Source organism: Acidobacteriota bacterium (assembly GCA_016208495.1).
Taxonomy (GTDB): domain Bacteria; phylum Acidobacteriota; class Blastocatellia; order Chloracidobacteriales; family Chloracidobacteriaceae; genus JACQXX01.
On the sequence record JACQXX010000030.1, the window covers coordinates 86,194 to 105,113 of the forward strand.

Sequence of the window (18,920 nt, forward strand, 5' to 3'; positions counted from 1 at the left end):
CCGGTGGTCAGCGTCGCTTTGGACGCGCCACCACCAGATTTGGTCAATCTCAATGGTTTTCCCGCACGGCCCGCACCCCAACAGGGCGCGGGCCGTGCCAGGAGGAGAGAATCCCAACCTGTTTCCGGTGGTAGCTCGCTGTAGCCGAGCAACTGACCGGCTAAACTTGCTCCATCCCTCCGGGATGAGATCCAATGGGCTCGACCCAGTTGAAACCAAACAAAAAGGGCGCACGGTTGTTCGTGCGCCCTTTTACCTACAATCTACAGTGAAACAACTGACAACCGATGGAATTTAGCGCTGATCAATTGGCGTGTATTCCATCTTGATGGCGCCCTGGTAATCTGCGACCGGGCGAATCAAACGATTGTTGCTGAGTTGTTCCAACACGTGGGCTGACCAGCCAGACACCCGGCTGCAAGCAAACACTGGGGTAAAGAGATCGGTCGGAATCTTGAGCGCGTGCAACACAGTGCCAGAGAAGAAGTCCACATTTGGGTACAGCTTCTTCTTCTCGAAGACCATTTTTTCGATCATTTCGCACATCTGGAACCATTTCGGTTCGCCGGTTTCTTCGCCCAGATTCTTTGAAAAGACGCGGAAAATGTTGGCCCGTGGGTCGGTGGCTTTATAGACGCGATGACCAAAACCCATGATCTTCTTCTTGTTGGTAAAGATGTCATCCACATAGGATTCCACGCGATCCAGTTCACCGATATCAAGCAGCATTTCCAACACGCGCTGGTTGGCGCCACCGTGCAAAGGTCCAGCCAGCGCTCCGATTCCACCGGTGATCGCAGCATGAACGTCTGACAGCGTCGAAGCAATCACGCGCGCGGTAAACGTCGAAGCATTGAGTTCGTGGTCGGCGTGCAAAATCAAACATACATCAAAGGCGCGGGCACCCGAAGCTGATGGCTTTTCGCCGTGCAACGTGTAGAGAAACGCTTCGGCCATTGACATCGAGGGATCTGGTTCAATTGGTTCGAGTCCGCGACGAATCCGGTCAAACCCGGTGGTGAGCAACGTCAACTGACCAATCAGCCGAATGGCTTTGCGCACGCTCGCTTCATAGGAGTTGTCATGCGTGTCCGGATCATAAAACGAAAGGGCTGAAGTGGCCGTCCGCAGTGCTTCCATCGGGAAAGCGGTTTTTGGAAAATCTTTCATCAGGGTGATGATTTCCGCCGGAAGTTTCCGACCTTCAGCCAGCTTCACTTTGAAGTCGTCCAGTTCGGCCTGCTTTGGCAAGTGACCATAGAGCAGGAAGAAGACGGTTTCCTCAAAGGTTGAGTGTTCCGCTAAATCTTCGATGTCGAGTCCACGATACGCCAGCCGTCCATCCGCCGTGATTAAACAGATTGTGGAATCGGCGGCAATGATATCTTGTAAGCCTTTGGTAGGTTCTGCCATTGAGGATCTCCTATGATGAAGTATGAAGCCATATCAACTCGAAGTTGGGGGCGACATCTGGCGCCCATGGCACAGGATAATAGTCCGGAAAACAACCAGATACCTCACCCAATGCCTGCACAATCTCTCGTGGAAGAAACCAGGTTGGTACACCGCAGTGGGGAGCGTGGTTAGGATTGATGAAAAAAACGTGTCCCCTTGCCAGGAAAGCCTTTAGAAAGATTGTGATAGCTTTTGGTTGGTGAGGATAAAAGCCGAGCGAGCATAACAAAGCCGTCAAAGACGTGTCAACGCAACTGACTGAAGAGTTTCCGATGGAATGAAGAATGATTAAAGTGGTTGGTGGTTAGTGGTTAGTGGTTAGAAATCAATACCTTCCAGGAACCAAGAACGAATCACAAATCACGAATGCGAATTAAGAGTTGGAAAAAGAGCGGTTTTGAACCTGCGGAGCGGGTGGAAGGCTCGTAGCTCAGGCGAGTCTTCGAGCTCTGGGCTACGAGCCTTCGTCTCCTTTGTAGACTGAGAGCCAAAAACGATTCAACCCTTAACTGGCATCACTAATCACTAATCACTAATCACCAATCACTAATCACTAATCACTAACCACTAACCACTAATCACTAACCACTTTTTTCATTCTTCATTCAGTTTTCCACTTATCAATTTTCAAGCGCTCATCCAGATTGGCCACGCGCCACATCGTGGCATAGACCAGTCGTGTGACACGGGTCATCTTCTCGAAATCTATTTTGTCGAGCGTGTCGGTTGGACGGTGGTAGTCCTCGTGTACGCCGTTGAAATAGAAAATGACGGGAATGCCTTTTTTGGCAAAATTCCAGTGGTCACTCCGGTAAAAAAACCGCGAAGGATCATTTTCGTTGTTGTAAGTGTAATCAATCGAAAATTTGGTGACTTCCTGGTTTGTCACTTCACTAATGTTGAAGAGCTCGGTACTGTGTTTATCCGGGCCAATCAGATAGACCGAATTGGCATCTGTCAGCTTCGAGTTTTCCTGCTTTGTGTCACCTTCAGCCCGCGAGCGGCCAATCATATCAATGTTGAAATTGGCCACAATCTGCGACAGGGGCACGGGTGAGTTTTCGACAAAATACTCTGACCCCAGCAGGCCGATTTCTTCACCGGTGTTAAAGAGTACAATCACTGACCGACGTGGACGCTCGGCACCGAGGACCCGGGCCAGTTCCAGCACCGCCGAAGTCCCAGACCCATCATCATCAGCGCCTGGGAAATATCGTTTTTCATTCCCTTCCAGATGATCATAGTGGGCGCTCAAAACGACATATTCATGTTTGAGCTTTGGATCGCTCCCTTCCAAAATTCCGACGACATTGCGAGCCTGATCAATCAAAATCTCGGGATAGACAATGCTGGCTTGACAGGAGGTATTGAGCACTTGAGGTTTGATCGTATCGCCCACATCCGCCAGCTTGCGCAAAGCTTCATATTTCATCCCCAGCAAATCCATCAGCGATGTCGCCAGTTTGGGCCCAGCCAGAATATTGGGAATTCTCGGAAGCGCGTCCCCATTGCCTGGAATCGTCAACTTGAGCGAAGGCCGTCCGCCATACATTGCCGCTCCGGCTTTGATCGCTTTCCAAATGTCTTCGGAAAAGGAATCCGGAATCGTGATGACCCCAACCGCGCCGTGGGCTTCAGCCGCCCCAACCCCAATCGCATTATTGGGTAAGGTTTTCCCTTCCAATATTTTAGGAGTTCCAAACGGAATCGTGACGACGATTTTGCCTTTGACATCGAGCCCCTGGTAATCGTCATAGCCATTTTCAGGGCTTGAGTACCCATACCCGACAAAAACCAGATCCGCCGTGGTGTCTACTTTTTGCGGACAGGTCTGCTCATAGACAATGAAGTCGTCCAGGTATTGAAAGGCCGTGGGGTTGTTGCTTAACATCAGCCGGGTTTTTTCCAGATTGACTTCTCGTCGGGTAAACGGAACAACCTGAAAGAAGCTTTTGTCGGGCATCGCTCCTTGAAACCCAAAAAATTCAAGTTGTGAGGCCAGATACCGGGCCGTAACCCGATTGCCAACGCTAAATGTAAAGCGGCCACCGACTTCAGGCGAAGACAAAAAGCTCAAATGGCGCTTGAGTTCCTGCAATTTGACTTTTTCGACGTTCGGTGCAGGTGGGAGCTTGGCGGCGACGGTTTGAACCGTCGTCAGCAAAACACAGAATGTGAGCGCGGCAAACGAGCCCAACGTTTGGCGCACAACGGCTGATTTGGGGAAACAACGCGCGTGATTCATCCAATTGATTTTCCTTCTTGTTCAAGTGTGCGACGGAGTATGATGGCCGGGACGGCTCTGGAAAAGCCTCAGCTTAGCACACAAATATCACTCATTTGCGGTTTCTTTCAACTTCGTTCCTGGTACCTGGGTACCTGATACCAACCCGTGAACCGAAATTCACCTGTTTCGCGCGTACTTCCAATAAGAAATTCACCACCAATCCACCTTTCATAATAAAAGGAGAGAATGATCATGACTGTTCGTCACCTGCTGATGTGTGTCCTGCTGGTGTTTGGAATTGGATTTGTCACTGAAACCACCTGGGCCCAAAATCAAGGGAAGCTCCCTGCGCCCAAAGAGACGCGCCCGATGGAGCCACCGTTCCGCATCCAGTGGGATCCTGACAATGTGCCGCCAGATACCAAATTCTATCAACTGGCGGCCAATCAACGGATTGAAAACAATGGCTCCGTCATCTGGACCGTTCCAACCCTTGGCTTTCGCGAAGCCCGCGTGGTCATTTTTATGACCGAAGCCGAAAAGATCGGAAAAGTCGCCTCACCATCGCTTCGGTTGGGCACTCTTGTACGCGATGGCGACAAAGAATTTGAAATTGACAATGACTCAATCAGCATCGAAACCGGCCCAGGCAAAACCAGTGGGAAACGTATGACGATGGCGGTTTATTCCGACTCGCTGACACTCAAGGTCGAAGCTCGAAACCTCACCGGGAATCTGCATTTTTCGGTGTATTTGATTAAGTAGGGTTCAGGGTTCAGGGTTCAGGGTTCAAGGTTCAGGGTTTCGAAAAGGGCGCGGTTCAAAGCAACGGCGCCCTTACATATTGTCCCTTTTGCCCCCCTCTATCCTTAGGGACTGTAAACATACAACTTCCCGTTTTTATCGAAAGTCACCTGGAGAGATCCAATTTCAGAACAGGCAACCACGAAATACACGAAAAACACGAAAAAGAAATCCAAAGACTTCAATGGGGTCTGAGCTTTTGTCAGGGAAAGTGCCACCGAACTCAAAAGAAAATGGCTTCGACCCAAATGAAGGAACCTGATAGCGGGTTCGCAATTGACGGGCGCGGTAGTTTTCGAGCGTTTGCTGGTAAACGGCTGCGTCCATTCGTTTTTTGTGCGGCTTGAGCTGTGATACGGCTTCGTTGGTGGCTTCCGTCAGGACTTCGGGTGGTACATCGGCACAGAGCGCGGTGTAGAGCAACTCTTCAATCCAGGTCAAATCCTGCTCCATTTTTTCAAAGTTGATTGGCGTCCGGCGCGGCTCGCCCGGTTTCGGAAGCTCACCCATCAATTCAGCCAGATGGGCAATTGCCCGGTTAATCGCTTCGACCCATCGGGTGTGCGGATACATTTCGGTAGCCTGAAATTGAACCACCTGCCGGGTGTGTTCAAGCTCGGCAGAGACTTCTTCGAGGTAGCGCCGCACCGTTGCTGGTGGAAACAGATCGTTTTCAGCCGCCTGCGCTTCAGAGAGTTCGGTTTCTTCCTGAGTGGAGGCATCACCCGACGGTGATTCCCCGACGTGGGTTTCCAGATGAGTGGCGTATTCTTCCATCACCGATTGCTGACAATAAAACAGCGTGTTGACCTTCTTGAATGTTTTGCGAATTGCGGAAGACTCCACCTCGCGGGCCCGCTTCTCAAAGGCACGAGTAATACCACGTAAAATCACGGCCAGCGGAATGCCCGCCTCTTTCCAGCTTTCCACCAGTGACCAGTCAAGCGGCGAAATCATCATTGGCGACCCGCGCCGGGCCACGAAGAATTCCTCAACCTCAGTGTAGTAATTAAAATAATTCAATCGTGACGACTCGACCGGAGTCGCAACCGCAGGAATTTCGGCTGGAATCGGTGCTTCGGTAAAGAGGGAGGCTTCTTCTTCAGGGTCTGGAAATGGCAATGGCATGACGGTCAGCTTTCAAGAAAAAGGGGATTATGTGAATATGAAAAGGTAAAGGCCGATGAAAAAAAGCACAACCTTTCTGTCAACTTCGCTGAAAAATCTCTAAAACGCAGGCTGTCAACGACCTGACTTGACTCAAAACACCAATCCTTATAAAGCCTATGCTACGCGAACTTACTGAAGCTGCCCGGAAAAAAATCTGGTTGGACCAGCATCGGGAAACTTATGCTGGTCAATGGGTTGCATTGACTGATGGGACCCTTTGTGGAGTCGGCGATACTGCTGAAATCGCACGCCAGCAAGCAGAGAACTGTGGGCTTGAACCCTGGTTTGTCTTCTGGATTCCAACTGAGGAAGGCCAATCGCCGCCCATTTCAACGCAACGTCAAATCTCACAACTCACCGATGCTGAGCGCAAAGCGAGACTTGCCGAACTGGCTGAAGACTATTTCACCCGTCGAGATCAACTGATGAAGCAACTTGCAGCCGGAGTTGATGAAGCTCAGGAAGAAGGCGCCAAATGAATTTTCTTGATTTGGAAGATATTTTAGAGCTTCACCTGCAGGCAATTGAACGATTTGGGGGCTCATCGGCCATCCGCGATCAAGGACTGATTGAATCAGCTCTGGCATCACCACAAAATCTTTATTTCTATGAAGATGCTGATGCTATTGCCTGTGCCGCCGGGTACGGGTATGCCCTCTGTCAAAACCATCCCTGTGTTGATGGAAACAAACGCATTGCCGCCGCCGCACTCGAAATTTTTCTTTTGCTGCACGGCTGGACGTTGCACCACGTTTCAGATGAACAATTGGAAGGACTCATTTTCGCAGTGGCAAGCCATTCAATTGACCGGAGTGATTTCGAAGCCCGGCTCCGGGCTTTCGCCCGACCAATTGAATGATACCAGTTTGTAGTCAGTAGTCAGTAGTCAGTAGTCAGTAGTTCGCTAAGTTGATTGAATTGAATTGCTTGACTATTTTCTAGTACAGAGATTCTACTGTACATTGGTATGACCAGCCCACACGTTGAAAGGCAGGTCGCAACCGACCTGCCTCAATTCAACCACCGCTTCTGCGGCGAAGACCTCAACCGATCAACGTTCGAAAACCCCGAACCCCGAACCCTGAACCCCGAACCCTGAATCCCGAACCCCGAACCCTGTCACCGTATTTTGCTCGGTCCGCGAAACCGCCCAACCGTTGTGCCGATACCATTTGGCAGGCCAACCAGCGACCAGGGACCACCTGACACCAGTCGTCCCTGAATGCGATGATTGAGCGTGTCACCAATCACCAAAAATTGAGCACCGGCCTGGGGTCCGCTGGTAAACCGGCAGACGGTAACACCTTCGGGACGATTGACTTGCCCAAGTTGCGTCCCGGTGAGTGCCAGCGCGACACCGTTGGCCGGGTTGCCATTGGGGAATTTCAGAATGCGCGAATTGCCCGTGTCCGCAATGTAGAGATTCCCGAACGAATCAACCGCGATTCCCTGCGGATTTTGAACGTGATTCAATCCAACGCCTTTGGCTGAAAGAATCGTGCCCGTGGTCGAGATGGTCACGAGGTTCGCGTTTGTGATTTTCAGAATTCGGCTGCTGGCTTCATCCACGACATACAAGGTAAATTCAGTATCAATCGTCATCCCGCGCGGGCTGACAATCTGACCGCTTCCCTGCCCGTTACTGGAAATCACCACGCCCATTCCGGGAACGCCATTGTTAAATCGCAGCACTCGACCGTTTCCGGTATCTGAAACATACAAATTCCCAAGCGCATCCAGCGCGAGCCCTTCCGGTGCCCGGACTTGATTTGGAGCACTCCCCACCGTGGCAAATTCAGCCCAGGTTGCGCCACCATCCGTTGACCATTGAATCCGGTTATTTCCGGTATCGGCGACATAGAGTTTCAGGCGGCTGGCACTCACGGCAATGGCTTCGGGGCTGCGAAATTGCCCGTTGCCGGAACCGACGACTCCACCGGTGACCACCGACCATTGCTGACCATCAAACAATTGAATGCGATGATTGAGTGTATCGGGAACATAGACGACCGACCGTTCAACACAGTCAACAAAGGAAATCGTCACATTGTCGCTCACGGCGGTGCAGGGTCCGGCTGGATCTTCCGAAACCAGCGTCAGCGTCACGCTCCCGCTTTCCATCTCTGAGGAAGTCGGGAAATAGGTGGCATTGAGGGTGGTTGCATTCGGGGAAAATGTCCCGGCCCCGCCAGTCCAGGTCGCCTGACTGACTCCATTGAGACTGCCGCTCAATTGGATGGATTCCGTCCCGGTACAAACCGACTGGTCTGGTCCAGCTTGAACTGATGGCGGTTGGACGATAGTCAGGACCACGTCAAGACTGGCTGGATCACAGGGACCGGCGGGGTCATCCGTGGTGAGTGTCAAGGTAACACTCCCCTGGGCAATCTCTTGTGGTGATGGGGTATACACGACGGTGAGTGTGTTTGCATTCGGGGAAAATGTTCCACTTCCGCCGCTCCAGGTGCCGGTTGAAGCACCGCCGCCGACTGAACCGACAAGCTGGACTGCCGGACTGGTGGCACACACTGGCTGAAGGCTCGCAATGTCAATCATCGCCGGCGTGGCAAAGACAATCGTCACCAGGTCAAATGGGTCAGTACAACTTGCGTTTGGGTTATCCGCTGTCAATGTCAGCGTAACACTTCCAGCCATAATTTCAGACCAGGAAGGAACATAGGTGGCATTCACAGTTGAACGATTTGGAATGAACGTTCCACTCCCACCAGTCCAGGTGGCACTCGTGGCCGCACCACCGAAACTTCCATTCAATTGAACCGAAGGCGTTGCAGCACACACCGTCATGTCTGTTCCAGCATCAACCGTGGCTCCAGGGAGAACCGTCACCACAGCACTTCCGCTGGCCGTGATTGGACATCCGCTCGCATCCACGGCAGATTGAATCGTGTAGGTGGTATCGGTGGTCGGATTGACTGAAAAACTCAACGGGCTATTTGCGGTCAAAGTGCCGCCGCCGTTGTTGAGTGTGATGGTATACGGAGCAACCCCGCCCGTCACAGTCACTGAAACTGAACCTGATGAACCCGAACAAATGGTTGTACTTCCACTGAGTACCGCTGAAATGGATGGACAGAGACGAAACACATACGCAGCACCTTGATTGAAAACGCCGCTGATGTCACTCCGGAGTGAACCAACGAGAACAGTGCTTCCGTCCTCACTGAGCCCGGTGTCATTTCCAAATAAATCACCTTGAGCCTGGTCAGCGGCCATCAGTTTTTGCTGTTCGACCCAGGTGCTTCCGATCAAATCAAAGACATAGGTGGCACCACGCGATAGATTTTCACCATTGGCACCAACCAGAAGCCGTGGACCTCGGAGCCACACACCGGTTCCGAATTTTGCTGAAGCCGTCGCATCGCTCGCCGTTATTTTTTGCCGTTCCGTCCAGGTGGTACCGCTTCGCTCAAAAATATAAGCTGATCCTTGATCAATTCCGCCTGATTCATCATCCTGTGATGTGCCAACGGCAATCCGTTCACCATCAATGGCAACCGATGTCGCAAAAAAATCAACCGCCATGCCGTCGCTGGCAGTCAATTTCTGTTGCTGGCTCCAGGTGGTTCCGCTTCGGACATACACATACGCCGCCTCTTTGCGCGTGGCTGAAACAACAACCGTATTGCCACTAATTCCGATAGAAGCTCCCATCAGATCATTGTTATCTCCATCACTGGCAACGAGTTTGGCCTGTTCGGTCCAGGTCGTCCCGGAACGAACAAACACATAAGCCGAGCCCTGGTCTCCGGTTTCGGGTCCATTATCGCGCAGGGCCCCAATCGCCACCGTGTTGCCACTGATTGCGACCGATTGCCCAAACTGGTCGGCGGCTTCGCGGTCACTGGCAACCAGTTTGGCCTGCTCAGTCCAGGTTGTCCCGGAACGAACAAAAATGTAGGCCGACCCTTCACCAAAAGCTGGTTCATCATCAACCACGGCACCAACAATCAGGGTATTGCCGTCAATCGCGACCGAAAATCCAAACCGGTCGCCTGCCAATCCATCACTGGCAATCAGCTTTTGCTGCAATGACCACGCAGAACCACTCCGAACAAACACATAGGCGACGCCCTGATCCGCCTTGCCATCAACATCGGCAAATGAAGAGCCGACAACTGCGGTGTTTCCACTGATCGCCACCGTAGATCCGAATTCATCTCCCCCAGCACCATCCGGCGCAATCAATTTGGCTTCCTGACCAAACGTGGCATTTGCTTCCACGGTCAATCGGTTTGTATCAAAGGTCAGTTCGTCCTGGATTGCCTGTAGAAGTGATGGCTCTTCTGCATTTGTTGCAGGTATCGCCCGAATAACCTGAGTGGAATCTGGTTCCGTGAACTGTTTTTCGGCACTCACCGATTTGAATTGAAGCTGTGTGGTGACGCACACAGCGCTCACAATGAAAAAACCGACACTCACCAACCTGTTTACTCGTGACTTCCGCATAGCAACCTCCATCGTGATCCGACAAGCTTTTTGACGAGGTTAAAGCTATGCGAAAACTGGGCTTATTCAATTCTTTTGCGACAGACGACACACAGACGCGACGAACAGCACAAACACAAGAGCGAGTAGCGAGTAGCAAGTAGCGAGTAGTCAATCCATTGCGCCTTGGGCTTATTTTTGAACCAGGTCACCCTGGCAAAACTTCTTATTTTTGTTAGCTGAGTGCAACTTTTTCTGACTACTCGCTACTCGCTACTCGCTTTTGTGCACTACTCACTCTTACCGCAGCCCATATTCGGCAATCGCCTGAATCGCCGGCAGGTTATCAACTGCTTTCTGGCGGCCCCACAGTCGGACAAAGCCCGTGCCTTCGGGTCCGCCGTAGTTCTTGACCCAGGCCATTGGGCGGCCAAATTCATCGGTGCCGAGAACCGTAGTGACTTCCTTTGGATCAATCGGCCACGAACCAACCCAGGAATCAGGCATGCCCCATTTTTTCCCTTCGGGTGTGGCTCTCATGGCGTAAAACCCGGAATCGGCATCCTTGTCATTGAATCCAAGCACTTTCGCCGTTCGCTCAGGGTTAAAGTTATAGAGTAAACCGGTGTTTTCATCTTTGATCACTGCCAGCGGAGGCTCTCCGAGCCAGACAATTTTCCCGCCAGCATTCAGATACTGACGCAGCAACGCTTTCTCGGAAATTTCTGACGCCAGAAAACCTGGAACACAATCCATCGCAAAGACAATCACGCTCGGGGTTTTGTCTTTGATTCGCCGATTCATAAACCGATACAAACCGACAGAATCAATTTGCGTGTACCCGGCCTTCACGAAATGGTCACGCACCGGGACGTGATGTTCAAACCAGTGATAGACGACTTTTTCATCCCAGTACACGGCTTTCCACACGGCTGGCTGGAATGTGTCCGCTGGTTCACCAGACAGGGCATAGAGTCCTCCGTCGTCACACCCGACATAAACCACACTGTCGGCGACAACTGGCGAAGAAAAAATTGGGTCAGTCGCCGTGAACTTCCATTTCTCTTTCCCTGTGGCCGCATCCAGCGCCAGGAAGACACCGTCCATCTGGGAAAAATACACTACATCTTCGGCCAGTGCCGGCGAAGCCAGAACATTTGAAGTCGTCGCCACATGCCATTTTTCCACGCCGGTTTTGAGGTCAACCGCCTGGACGAATTTTCCGTCCGAACTGCCAGCATAGACAATTCCATTGTGGATGACTGGTGTGGTAATCACCCACGAATTCTCGTGCATCACTTTCCACAGCTCTTTTCCGGTTTTCGCGTCGAGTGCATACAAATGATAGTCACGACTGCCAAAACACACGATGTTATCCACAATTGCGGGTGAACCCTGGATCTCGCCCTTCGGAAAATACTGGTTGCCAACGGTTTTGAATTCCCAGCGAACCTGCCCGGTTTCGGCATCCAGTGCCGAAAGTTTTCCGTCGAATCCGCCAATGTAGAGCAGTCCACCCGCCACCGCCGGTGTCGAACGGATCACTTCGCCCGTCTGAAACCGCCACTTTTGTTTCCCGGAGGTCTTTTCAACCGCGTAGAGATACCCATCGCCGCTGCCGAAATACACCAGCGTATTTGTAACAATCGGAGATGACAAAATGTAATCCCAGCCGCCGAGGTACGGATGATTGGCCGTTTCAAGCTTCCATTTCAGCTTGCCGTCTGCTCGACTCAGATCATAGAGCGTGCCTTTTGAATCGGTGACGTAGACATCCGTTGTAGTACAGGCTGGGGCCGAATGAACCGCGCCATCTGCCTGAAACTTCCAGACCTGACGACCGGTTTGTGACTGGACGGCATAACAAAACTGGTCGCTGCTGCCGAAATACACAACGCCGTCAAACAGCGTCGGAGATGACCGCACTGGACCATTTGTAACGAATTTCCATTTAATGCCCGTGAACTGAGCCGCAGCTTTGGTGGAGTAAACTCCCGTGTGGTTAAGATTTGCCTGAAACATGGACGTCTCAGCCGCCTGAACCGACTGAAATATCGCCAGCAGGCACAGCATGGCCAAACCAGGTACATATCGAAGCATAGTGTGTGATTGATTTTTGGTGAAAACTCAAAGGTGGGCCTGGAATTGTCGGCAAAAACGGCAAAAAGCTAACTGAAGTTCACCGAATAGCTTCAAAATCTGATTTTTTGAAGTTCAAGCCAGGTATCAAAACTGCCGGGCAAGCATCTTCAGCGTACAGACTCCTGGCAGATCAATTTCTTTTCGTGAGTGATTCGAAATATCAACCACCTGTCCGGCCAGTGGACCAGTGAATTTGGGCGCAATCTTTCGGAGACGTTCGATAATTGCAGCTTCCGGCACCGGCTCTGGAAATACGATTTCGCCGCCTCCCAACCACTGGCCCATTGAATCAAAATACAGTATGTCACGATCAACCCAGGAAGAACCACCAAGTGCAGCAGTCAATTGCAATACAAGTTCTTCAACTATCAGATTTTGCTTATGTTTTTCAGCCATAAACCGCACATCGAAAACGATCCTTCGAATGCAGTGCAGGTAATTTGGATTTGCAGTTTGTAAAAAGGTCTCATACCTGGTTTCGGCCAATTCCAATGCATCCGTAACCTGTTTGGATTCAGCAGGAAAACCTAAAATATCAAGATGGACTGGAAACGTCTGGAATTTGAAATGAAAGTTACTCAAGGTCACGTTCACAGAATGGAATCTGATGATCCAGGAGTCGGGTTTTGCTTTAAACGCAGCACCATTGATTCTTCCATCATAGAGCAGGCTTGGAATAACTTCATATTCCGCCTTGAGCGGCATACGGAGTTCAGCCAGAACAAAGTTGGTAAAGGCAATCTGTTGAGCCCGTTCAATGGCACGACGATTCCAAAGCGATTTGAGGCGGTCACCGAAAGCCATGCGTGAAAAATCTCCAGACCAATTGAGGTACATTTCCTGGCTGGAGGGAGTTTTACATTTCCGGTGCAATGCAGGCAATCAGGCGTTTTCACTCGGTGGCAACAACTCGCATTCCCGGGCTGGCTCAACGTGGGCGATGCCTTTCACCTGGCTGAGTGCCGAAAAATCTTTCATCTCAACCGAACCGGCAATGGTGCCAATACTTTCCATCACTCGTTCGACCGTGAGTCCAGCAGATTGCAAATCCTCGACAACCTGAGCCAGCAACTCACGGTGTTCGTCATTGATCACAATCACCACATCTATCTGGTCACAGGAATTTGACATCTCAATCACGTCCTCTTTCATGGAGCCTGCACCAGTCCACTCCCAACATCTTTTGATAACAGTGGAAGTCGCTGAGCCGTTTGCATTAACCGCGCCCACAACCCCAACCCAACAATATTCGGATTGGCTTCGAGATGGAGAGCGGCAATTCCGGCGACGTGCGGTGTGGCCATACTGGTGCCGTTGCGAGACAGGTACCGATCTGGTTCTAACCAGCTTGAATGAATGGACACTCCGGGCGCGGCAATATCAACCTGTCCTCCATCTGGATTCAACTCCTGATTTGAATTGAGGGCAACCCGTAACTGTGGGTCCACTGAAGCAACCGCCATAATTGAAGGACAATTGGCCGGATGGGTCACCGGATTGAAAATATCAGATGACCGACGACTGTCATTTCCAGCCGCAGCAATCAGCAGCGTGCCAGCTTGCAGGGCACGACTCGCCGCCGTTTCAAATATTGGTGAAAAAGACGCTTCTTTTTTGATGAGTGTCCCAACCGACATTGAGACAATCTGGCATCGGTTTTCAATCGCCCAGTTGATGCCAGCCAGCAACCAGCAGTCTGTCCCCTTGCCGGCATCATCAATGATCTTGCCAATGTAGATTTCGGCATTGTGGGCAATCCCATACCGTGGATGCCGGCCTGGATGCAACGGGCCACAGGCTGTTCCAGTGCAATGTGTTCCATGCCCAATCCGGTCCTGAACCGTCTGACCTGGAACAAATGAATGGGCGTTTCCCGCGATGTTTCGATTCGTAAAGTCAGGATGAGTCATATCAAAACCACTGTCCAGAATCGCAACTCTGACCTGTTGACCGCTTTTCGTGGACTGAACGGCCCGGGTAACCCGGAGCCCCCAGGTTTCTGGCGCCAGCACTTCAGATCTGGTCAATGTGTCTGGGTCAAATTGCATCTCAATGGGATTGATCAATGAAATAGTTCGTTCCAACTCTGGGCGAAACTCTAGGAAGTCCAGCGGTTGGACAGTGCTCAACCACTGGAGTTGATCTGGATCCACAGAAACCAACGCCACTCCAAGGTTGTGATAGACCAGAGCCTCAGCATCACCGAGTTCCTCCACCCGAAGCGCAGCCGACTCAAAATCATCGGTGCGCGCCACCTTCAACCCGGCATTTGTCGCGAGAAACCGGGTTCCGGTGGCCTGCAAATCGAGAGGAAATACCAGGAAGTATCGTCCGGTGACTGGTAAATCACCAAAAACTTCAGCGTCACTCATCAGGCTGTGTTTTTGCATTGGGGTATGACCTCATTGGAAACACTGAGGTCAACCAGCAAATCCTGGCATTCATAGATTTTCACCAAATGAATGCAAGCGTTAGCAACCTCAGGTGATTGTAACAATCAACTCTTGTAAAATCACAGAGTTGTCAGAATGATTATCGGATCAATATATATGCTGAAGCTGTCCAGGCATTGCCTGCTCGCGTTCAGTACCACCTCCTAACTGGAGAAATCTTCTTTTTGGCTTCACTTCCGAGCCTTAACTGGATATGCTAGTGCCTATCCAAAATACCTTTATTTCATTCTCTCCGTTTGAAACTCCTGGGGCATAACCACACAAGAAATTGATGAAAACCAGCCCTTGTGTTGAGAAAATTGTCACGACCTTTTTAAGAAAATTTGGAAATACTACTCGAAGTCGTCTTGTTTACGGTATTGCATGAAGGCAACCCTTAACGGCACATCCTGGAAATGAAGATTATGCTGTAAAGGTCCCCCTCTACTCTTCTAAAGCGAAGAAGTGGACTGATCTGGGGCCATTATCCAAAAAAAAATTTCGGAAGGAACTTCAGACAAGGAGAGACCAGAAAATGACAGCCGCATCGCCGACACATCTCACGGAACTTTTGGTGGATTGGGGAAATGGGAATCAGCAGGCCCTCAATCAACTTATGGTCCTGGTTTATGATGAACTTCATCGTCTGGCACACAGCTACTTGCGTCAGGAACGCCCTGACCACACCTTGCAAACCACAGCGCTGATCAATGAAGCCTACGTGCGGCTCGTCGGCTGGGAAAAAGTCAATTTGAAAAATCGGGCTCATTTCCTGGTTCTCGCCTCCCAGGTCATGCGTCACATCCTGGTTGACTATGCGCGGATCCAGTCGGCCAATAAACGATTTCGAAAGGATATGAAACTCTCACTGGAAGAAGCCGCCTTTGTGGCCGTGGATTGGGCACCGGAATTTATTGCGCTCGATGATGCGCTCACCCACCTCGCCAAACTTTCCCCACAACAAGGCCAGATTGTTGAATTGCGCTTTTTTGGCGGTCTCACGATTGAAGAAATCGCCGAAGCCATCAACATTTCACCGCGAACCGTCAAACGGGAGTGGAGCATGGCCCGAGCCTGGCTGTTGAATGAATTGAGCCATGACGCCTGAACGCTACCAAAAACTCACGGAGTTGTTTCACGCCGCCCTTGACCAGCCACCCGAACTGCGGGCGGCATTCCTGGCCCAGGCGTGCGGTGATGATCACGACCTGCAGGCTCAGGTCGAAAAACTCCTGGCCCGCCACGAAGAATCCGGCGATCTGATTGACCCATCTGTCCGGGATGCCGGAATGAAATTTGCTTCCACCACCGTGCTTGAGCAGGAAGCGAAAAGCATGATCGGGCGACAAATCGGGATCTACCGCATCGTCAAGGAAATTGGCCGTGGAGGAATGGGGGTTGTTTACCAGGCTGTCCGAACCGATGACCCGCATTACAAACCTGTCGCCATCAAGATTTTAAAGCGCGGGATGGATACAGATTCCATTCTGAGCCGTTTCTACCGCGAGCGCCGGATTCTGGCCGGGCTCGATCATCCGCACATTGCCCGGTTGCTGGATGGCGGAACGACGCCGGACGGGTTGCCCTACTTTGTGATGGAATACATTGATGGGCAGCCAATCCACACCTACTGTGATACCCGCCGGCTTTCGATTACCGAACGACTCAAACTGTTTCGCACCGTCTGTTCAGCCATTCAATATGCCCATCAAAATCTGGTGGTTCACCGGGATCTCAAACCAGGAAATATCCTGGTGACGGCGGACGGAACCCCGAAACTCCTGGATTTCGGCATCGCGAAAGTCATCAAATCCGACGAGTCCTCTCAGGAAGATTTCACCCAGGTTGATCTGACCCAACCTGGCCAGCGCCCGATGACCCCAGCCTATGCGAGTCCGGAGCAAATTCGAGGCGAGGTGGTGACCACGGCCACCGACGTTTATTGTCTGGGGGTTTTGCTTTATGAGCTTTTGACCGGCCAGCTTCCCTATCAGTTGAGCGCCAGCAATCCGGATGAAACGCTCAAGATCATTTGCACCCAAAAACCTGGGCGGCCCAGTACACTGATGAACCGGCGATCAAAAGTATTTCCCAAAGCCGCCAGCCTTCAGGCGCTGGAAGCCGCCAGCCTTGTTCGCGAAGGCACGGCTGACAGGCTCCGCCGCCGATTGACCGGAGATTTGGACAATATTGTTTTGATGGCCCTGCGCAAGGATCCACGCCGGCGCTATAGCTCGGTTGAGCAATTTTCTGAGGACATTCGCCGCCATCTGGAAGGGCGACCAGTCAGCGCCCGGCAGGATACCTTTGGCTATCGCGCCGGGAAATTCATCCAGCGCAACAAACTTGGCGTCGGTGTCGCCGCGGCACTGACCATCACGCTCCTGGGTGGCATTATGACCACCACCTGGCAAGCCCGTGTGGCACAGGTGGAACGCGCCAAAGCCGAGCGCCGGTTTAATGAACTGCGAAAACTGGCGCGGGCTTTCATCTTTGACTTTCACGATAAAATCGAAAACCTGCAGGGCTCGACCCCGGCCCGGGAATTACTGGTCAAACAAGGTCTGGAATATCTGGACAATCTCGCGGCTGAAGCGGCAGGTGATCAATCGTTACAATATGATCTGGCCATGGCGTATCAAAAAGTCGGTGATATCCAGGGCCGACCATATGCTCCGAATCTCGGAGACTCGGCTGGAGCCGTCCAAAGTTATCGCAAATCACTGCACATCCTTGAAAAACTGACCCAGGACAACCCACAAAACCAGCAAGTTGCCTTCGATTTGAGCGTTGGGATTGAGCGTGTCGGAGATATTCTGGCCAGAACTGGGGACACAACCGGGGCCATCCAACACTACACCCAGGCGTTCGAACTGCAAAAAACATTGCTGGCGGCTGCCCCTTCAAACGGAGAGTATCAAAAACACCTGGCGATGTGCTTTACCAAGTTGGGTGATACGTTGACCACCACCGGAGACCTGATCGGAGCGCTCGACAAATACCAGCAGGCACTTTTCATCCGCGAATCGTTGCTCAATTCCGCACTCCCTCAAACCCCGGTCAAACGTGCTCAGGCCGTGAGTTATTACCGCATCGGCAATACATTGGAAGCCATCGCCGATCTGACCAGCAACCGGATTGGAGACCTGCCCGAAGTCCAGGCAATTTATCGTGAAGCTTTGACTGCACACCAAAAGGTACAGGCCATGGTTGAGGAGCTTTCAGCCACCGACCACGTCACGGCTCGAACCCAGCACGACCTGGCTTCGAGTTTGATTCACGTCAGCAAACTGCTGGCCAAAACCGGCGCCACCCAGGAAGCACTCCAAACCGCTCAAAAAGCGCTGGAGTTATGCGAAAAACTGGCGGATGCCGACCCCAAAAATGTGGAAATCCGCTCTCAGCTCTCCTTGACCAATCACTGGTTTGGAGACATTGACCTTGCCGCAGGGAATCCAACCAGGGCAATCAAGAAATATCAAACAGCGCTGTTACTCAGGGAAACCCTCTTGAGCACCGATCCGACAAATGCGGAGTACCGTCAATTCCTGGTTGGCCTCCACCAGGCACTTGGAAAAGTGTATTTCCAAACTGGCGAGATGAAACAGGCACTTTCTCATTACCGGCAGGCGCTGGAGCTTGGTGAGGCAACCCTGGAGACCAACCCATCAAATGCAATGCTTGGTCGTCAGTGTTCCCAGCTTCTCAATCAACTCAGCGCCGTTTTGGTCAAAGCTGGACAAGAAGCAGAAGCCCGTCGGCTCACCCTTGAGCGTCTGACCGCCCGTAAAACGCAAATTGAACAGGCCACCGCCACTCCCTGGGAATTGACCGAATATGCCTGGCTGCTGCTGACCTGCGAGCCAGTGGAACTCCGCAACCCGGCGCTGGCGATTGTTTACGCCTACCGGGCAAACAGGCAACCCCAGGAAACCAATCTGGCAACGCTTCAGGTCCTGGCCCTGGCCTACACCACGCTCAATGACCCAATCCACGCAACCGAAACGATCAACAAGTTTTTGCACCTGTTGCCCATTTCGCCTTCACTTCCGGAAAAATCACGTCTCCAGACCATTGAAATGGCCCTGGAAAAATACAAACGACACTAAGGGACTGTAAAAATACAACTTCCCGTTTTTATCGAAAGTCACCCGGAGAGATCGAATTTCAGAACAGGAAACCACGAAAAACACGAAAAACACGAAAAAGAAATCCAAAGACTTCAATGGGGTCTGAGCTTTTGT

The 18,920-nt window shown here is 51.6% G+C and carries 13 protein-coding genes; 5 read left to right on the top strand and 8 right to left on the bottom strand.

Going from position 1 to position 18,920, the window contains the following annotated elements; translation table 11 throughout:
- Positions 1–294: 294 nt before the first annotated feature.
- Entirely contained in the window at positions 295–1,413 is a 1,119-nt protein-coding gene (locus HY774_05645; protein ID MBI4747950.1) for a citrate synthase, read from the bottom strand.
- Between the two features lie 643 nt (positions 1,414–2,056).
- Complete coding sequence (locus HY774_05650) at positions 2,057–3,700, bottom strand: M20/M25/M40 family metallo-hydrolase (protein ID MBI4747951.1); 1,644 nt, start codon at positions 3,698–3,700, stop codon at positions 2,057–2,059.
- A gap of 234 nt (positions 3,701–3,934) precedes the next feature.
- Here HY774_05650 and HY774_05655 point away from each other — a divergent pair, with 234 nt between their 5' ends.
- On the top strand, positions 3,935–4,447 hold the full coding sequence (locus HY774_05655; GenBank protein MBI4747952.1) for a hypothetical protein: 513 nt from the start codon (positions 3,935–3,937) through the stop codon (positions 4,445–4,447).
- A 165-nt stretch (positions 4,448–4,612) separates the two neighbouring features.
- On the opposite strand, the gene HY774_05660 is transcribed toward HY774_05655, so the two are convergent.
- Entirely contained in the window at positions 4,613–5,614 is a 1,002-nt protein-coding gene (locus HY774_05660; protein MBI4747953.1) for a hypothetical protein, read from the bottom strand.
- A 158-nt stretch (positions 5,615–5,772) separates the two neighbouring features.
- On the opposite strand from HY774_05660, the gene HY774_05665 reads away from it, so the two are divergent.
- Together HY774_05665 and HY774_05670 are read left to right on the top strand one after the other, a co-directional pair.
- On the top strand, positions 5,773–6,135 hold the full coding sequence (locus tag HY774_05665) for a hypothetical protein (protein MBI4747954.1): 363 nt from the start codon (positions 5,773–5,775) through the stop codon (positions 6,133–6,135).
- On the top strand, positions 6,132–6,515 hold the full coding sequence (locus HY774_05670) for a type II toxin-antitoxin system death-on-curing family toxin (GenBank protein ID MBI4747955.1): 384 nt from the start codon (positions 6,132–6,134) through the stop codon (positions 6,513–6,515). The genes HY774_05665 and HY774_05670 overlap by 4 nt, the downstream gene beginning before the upstream one ends.
- A 260-nt stretch (positions 6,516–6,775) precedes the next feature.
- Here HY774_05670 and HY774_05675 read toward each other — a convergent pair whose 3' ends face one another.
- The 5 genes from HY774_05675 to HY774_05695 form a co-directional block, all read right to left on the bottom strand.
- The gene (locus tag HY774_05675; GenBank protein MBI4747956.1) at positions 6,776–10,123 is read right to left on the bottom strand and encodes a hypothetical protein; all 3,348 of its coding nucleotides are present in this window, start codon (positions 10,121–10,123) and stop codon (positions 6,776–6,778) included.
- Between the two features lie 279 nt (positions 10,124–10,402).
- The gene (locus HY774_05680; protein MBI4747957.1) at positions 10,403–12,202 is read right to left on the bottom strand and encodes a PQQ-like beta-propeller repeat protein; all 1,800 of its coding nucleotides are present in this window, start codon (positions 12,200–12,202) and stop codon (positions 10,403–10,405) included.
- Between the two features lie 126 nt (positions 12,203–12,328).
- On the bottom strand, positions 12,329–13,048 hold the full coding sequence (locus tag HY774_05685; GenBank protein MBI4747958.1) for a hypothetical protein: 720 nt from the start codon (positions 13,046–13,048) through the stop codon (positions 12,329–12,331).
- 78 nt (positions 13,049–13,126) lie between these two features.
- A complete protein-coding gene (locus HY774_05690) occupies positions 13,127–13,396 on the bottom strand; it encodes a ketohydroxyglutarate aldolase (GenBank protein MBI4747959.1) in 270 nt (89 codons plus the stop codon).
- Positions 13,393–14,634 (bottom strand): S8 family serine peptidase, encoded by a 1,242-nt coding sequence (locus HY774_05695; GenBank protein MBI4747960.1) that lies wholly within the window; start codon positions 14,632–14,634, stop codon positions 13,393–13,395. The genes HY774_05690 and HY774_05695 overlap by 4 nt, the downstream gene beginning before the upstream one ends.
- Positions 14,635–15,211: 577 nt before the next feature.
- Between HY774_05695 and HY774_05700 the strand changes: the two genes are divergently transcribed.
- On the top strand, positions 15,212–15,784 hold the full coding sequence (locus HY774_05700; protein MBI4747961.1) for a sigma-70 family RNA polymerase sigma factor: 573 nt from the start codon (positions 15,212–15,214) through the stop codon (positions 15,782–15,784).
- Positions 15,774–18,785 (top strand): protein kinase, encoded by a 3,012-nt coding sequence (locus tag HY774_05705; GenBank protein ID MBI4747962.1) that lies wholly within the window; start codon positions 15,774–15,776, stop codon positions 18,783–18,785. Before HY774_05700 ends, HY774_05705 begins: the two co-directional genes overlap by 11 nt.
- Positions 18,786–18,920 lie beyond the last annotated feature (135 nt).

What these genes read in the sequence shown, in the direction of transcription:
- HY774_05650 (MBI4747951.1), bottom strand. Translation starts at nt 3,700, where the DNA reads ATGAATCACGCGCGTTGTTTCCCCAAATCAGCCGTTGTGCGCCAAACG.
- HY774_05695 (MBI4747960.1), bottom strand. Translation starts at nt 14,634, where the DNA reads ATGCAAAAACACAGCCTGATGAGTGACGCTGAAGTTTTTGGTGATTTA.
- HY774_05645 (MBI4747950.1), bottom strand. Translation starts at nt 1,413, where the DNA reads ATGGCAGAACCTACCAAAGGCTTACAAGATATCATTGCCGCCGATTCC.
- HY774_05670 (MBI4747955.1), top strand. Translation starts at nt 6,132, where the DNA reads ATGAATTTTCTTGATTTGGAAGATATTTTAGAGCTTCACCTGCAGGCA.
- HY774_05655 (MBI4747952.1), top strand. Translation starts at nt 3,935, where the DNA reads ATGACTGTTCGTCACCTGCTGATGTGTGTCCTGCTGGTGTTTGGAATT.
- HY774_05690 (MBI4747959.1), bottom strand. Translation starts at nt 13,396, where the DNA reads ATGAAAGAGGACGTGATTGAGATGTCAAATTCCTGTGACCAGATAGAT.
- HY774_05700 (MBI4747961.1), top strand. Translation starts at nt 15,212, where the DNA reads ATGACAGCCGCATCGCCGACACATCTCACGGAACTTTTGGTGGATTGG.
- HY774_05680 (MBI4747957.1), bottom strand. Translation starts at nt 12,202, where the DNA reads ATGCTTCGATATGTACCTGGTTTGGCCATGCTGTGCCTGCTGGCGATA.
- HY774_05705 (MBI4747962.1), top strand. Translation starts at nt 15,774, where the DNA reads ATGACGCCTGAACGCTACCAAAAACTCACGGAGTTGTTTCACGCCGCC.
- HY774_05660 (MBI4747953.1), bottom strand. Translation starts at nt 5,614, where the DNA reads ATGCCATTGCCATTTCCAGACCCTGAAGAAGAAGCCTCCCTCTTTACC.
- HY774_05685 (MBI4747958.1), bottom strand. Translation starts at nt 13,048, where the DNA reads ATGGCTTTCGGTGACCGCCTCAAATCGCTTTGGAATCGTCGTGCCATT.
- HY774_05675 (MBI4747956.1), bottom strand. Translation starts at nt 10,123, where the DNA reads ATGCGGAAGTCACGAGTAAACAGGTTGGTGAGTGTCGGTTTTTTCATT.
- HY774_05665 (MBI4747954.1), top strand. Translation starts at nt 5,773, where the DNA reads ATGCTACGCGAACTTACTGAAGCTGCCCGGAAAAAAATCTGGTTGGAC.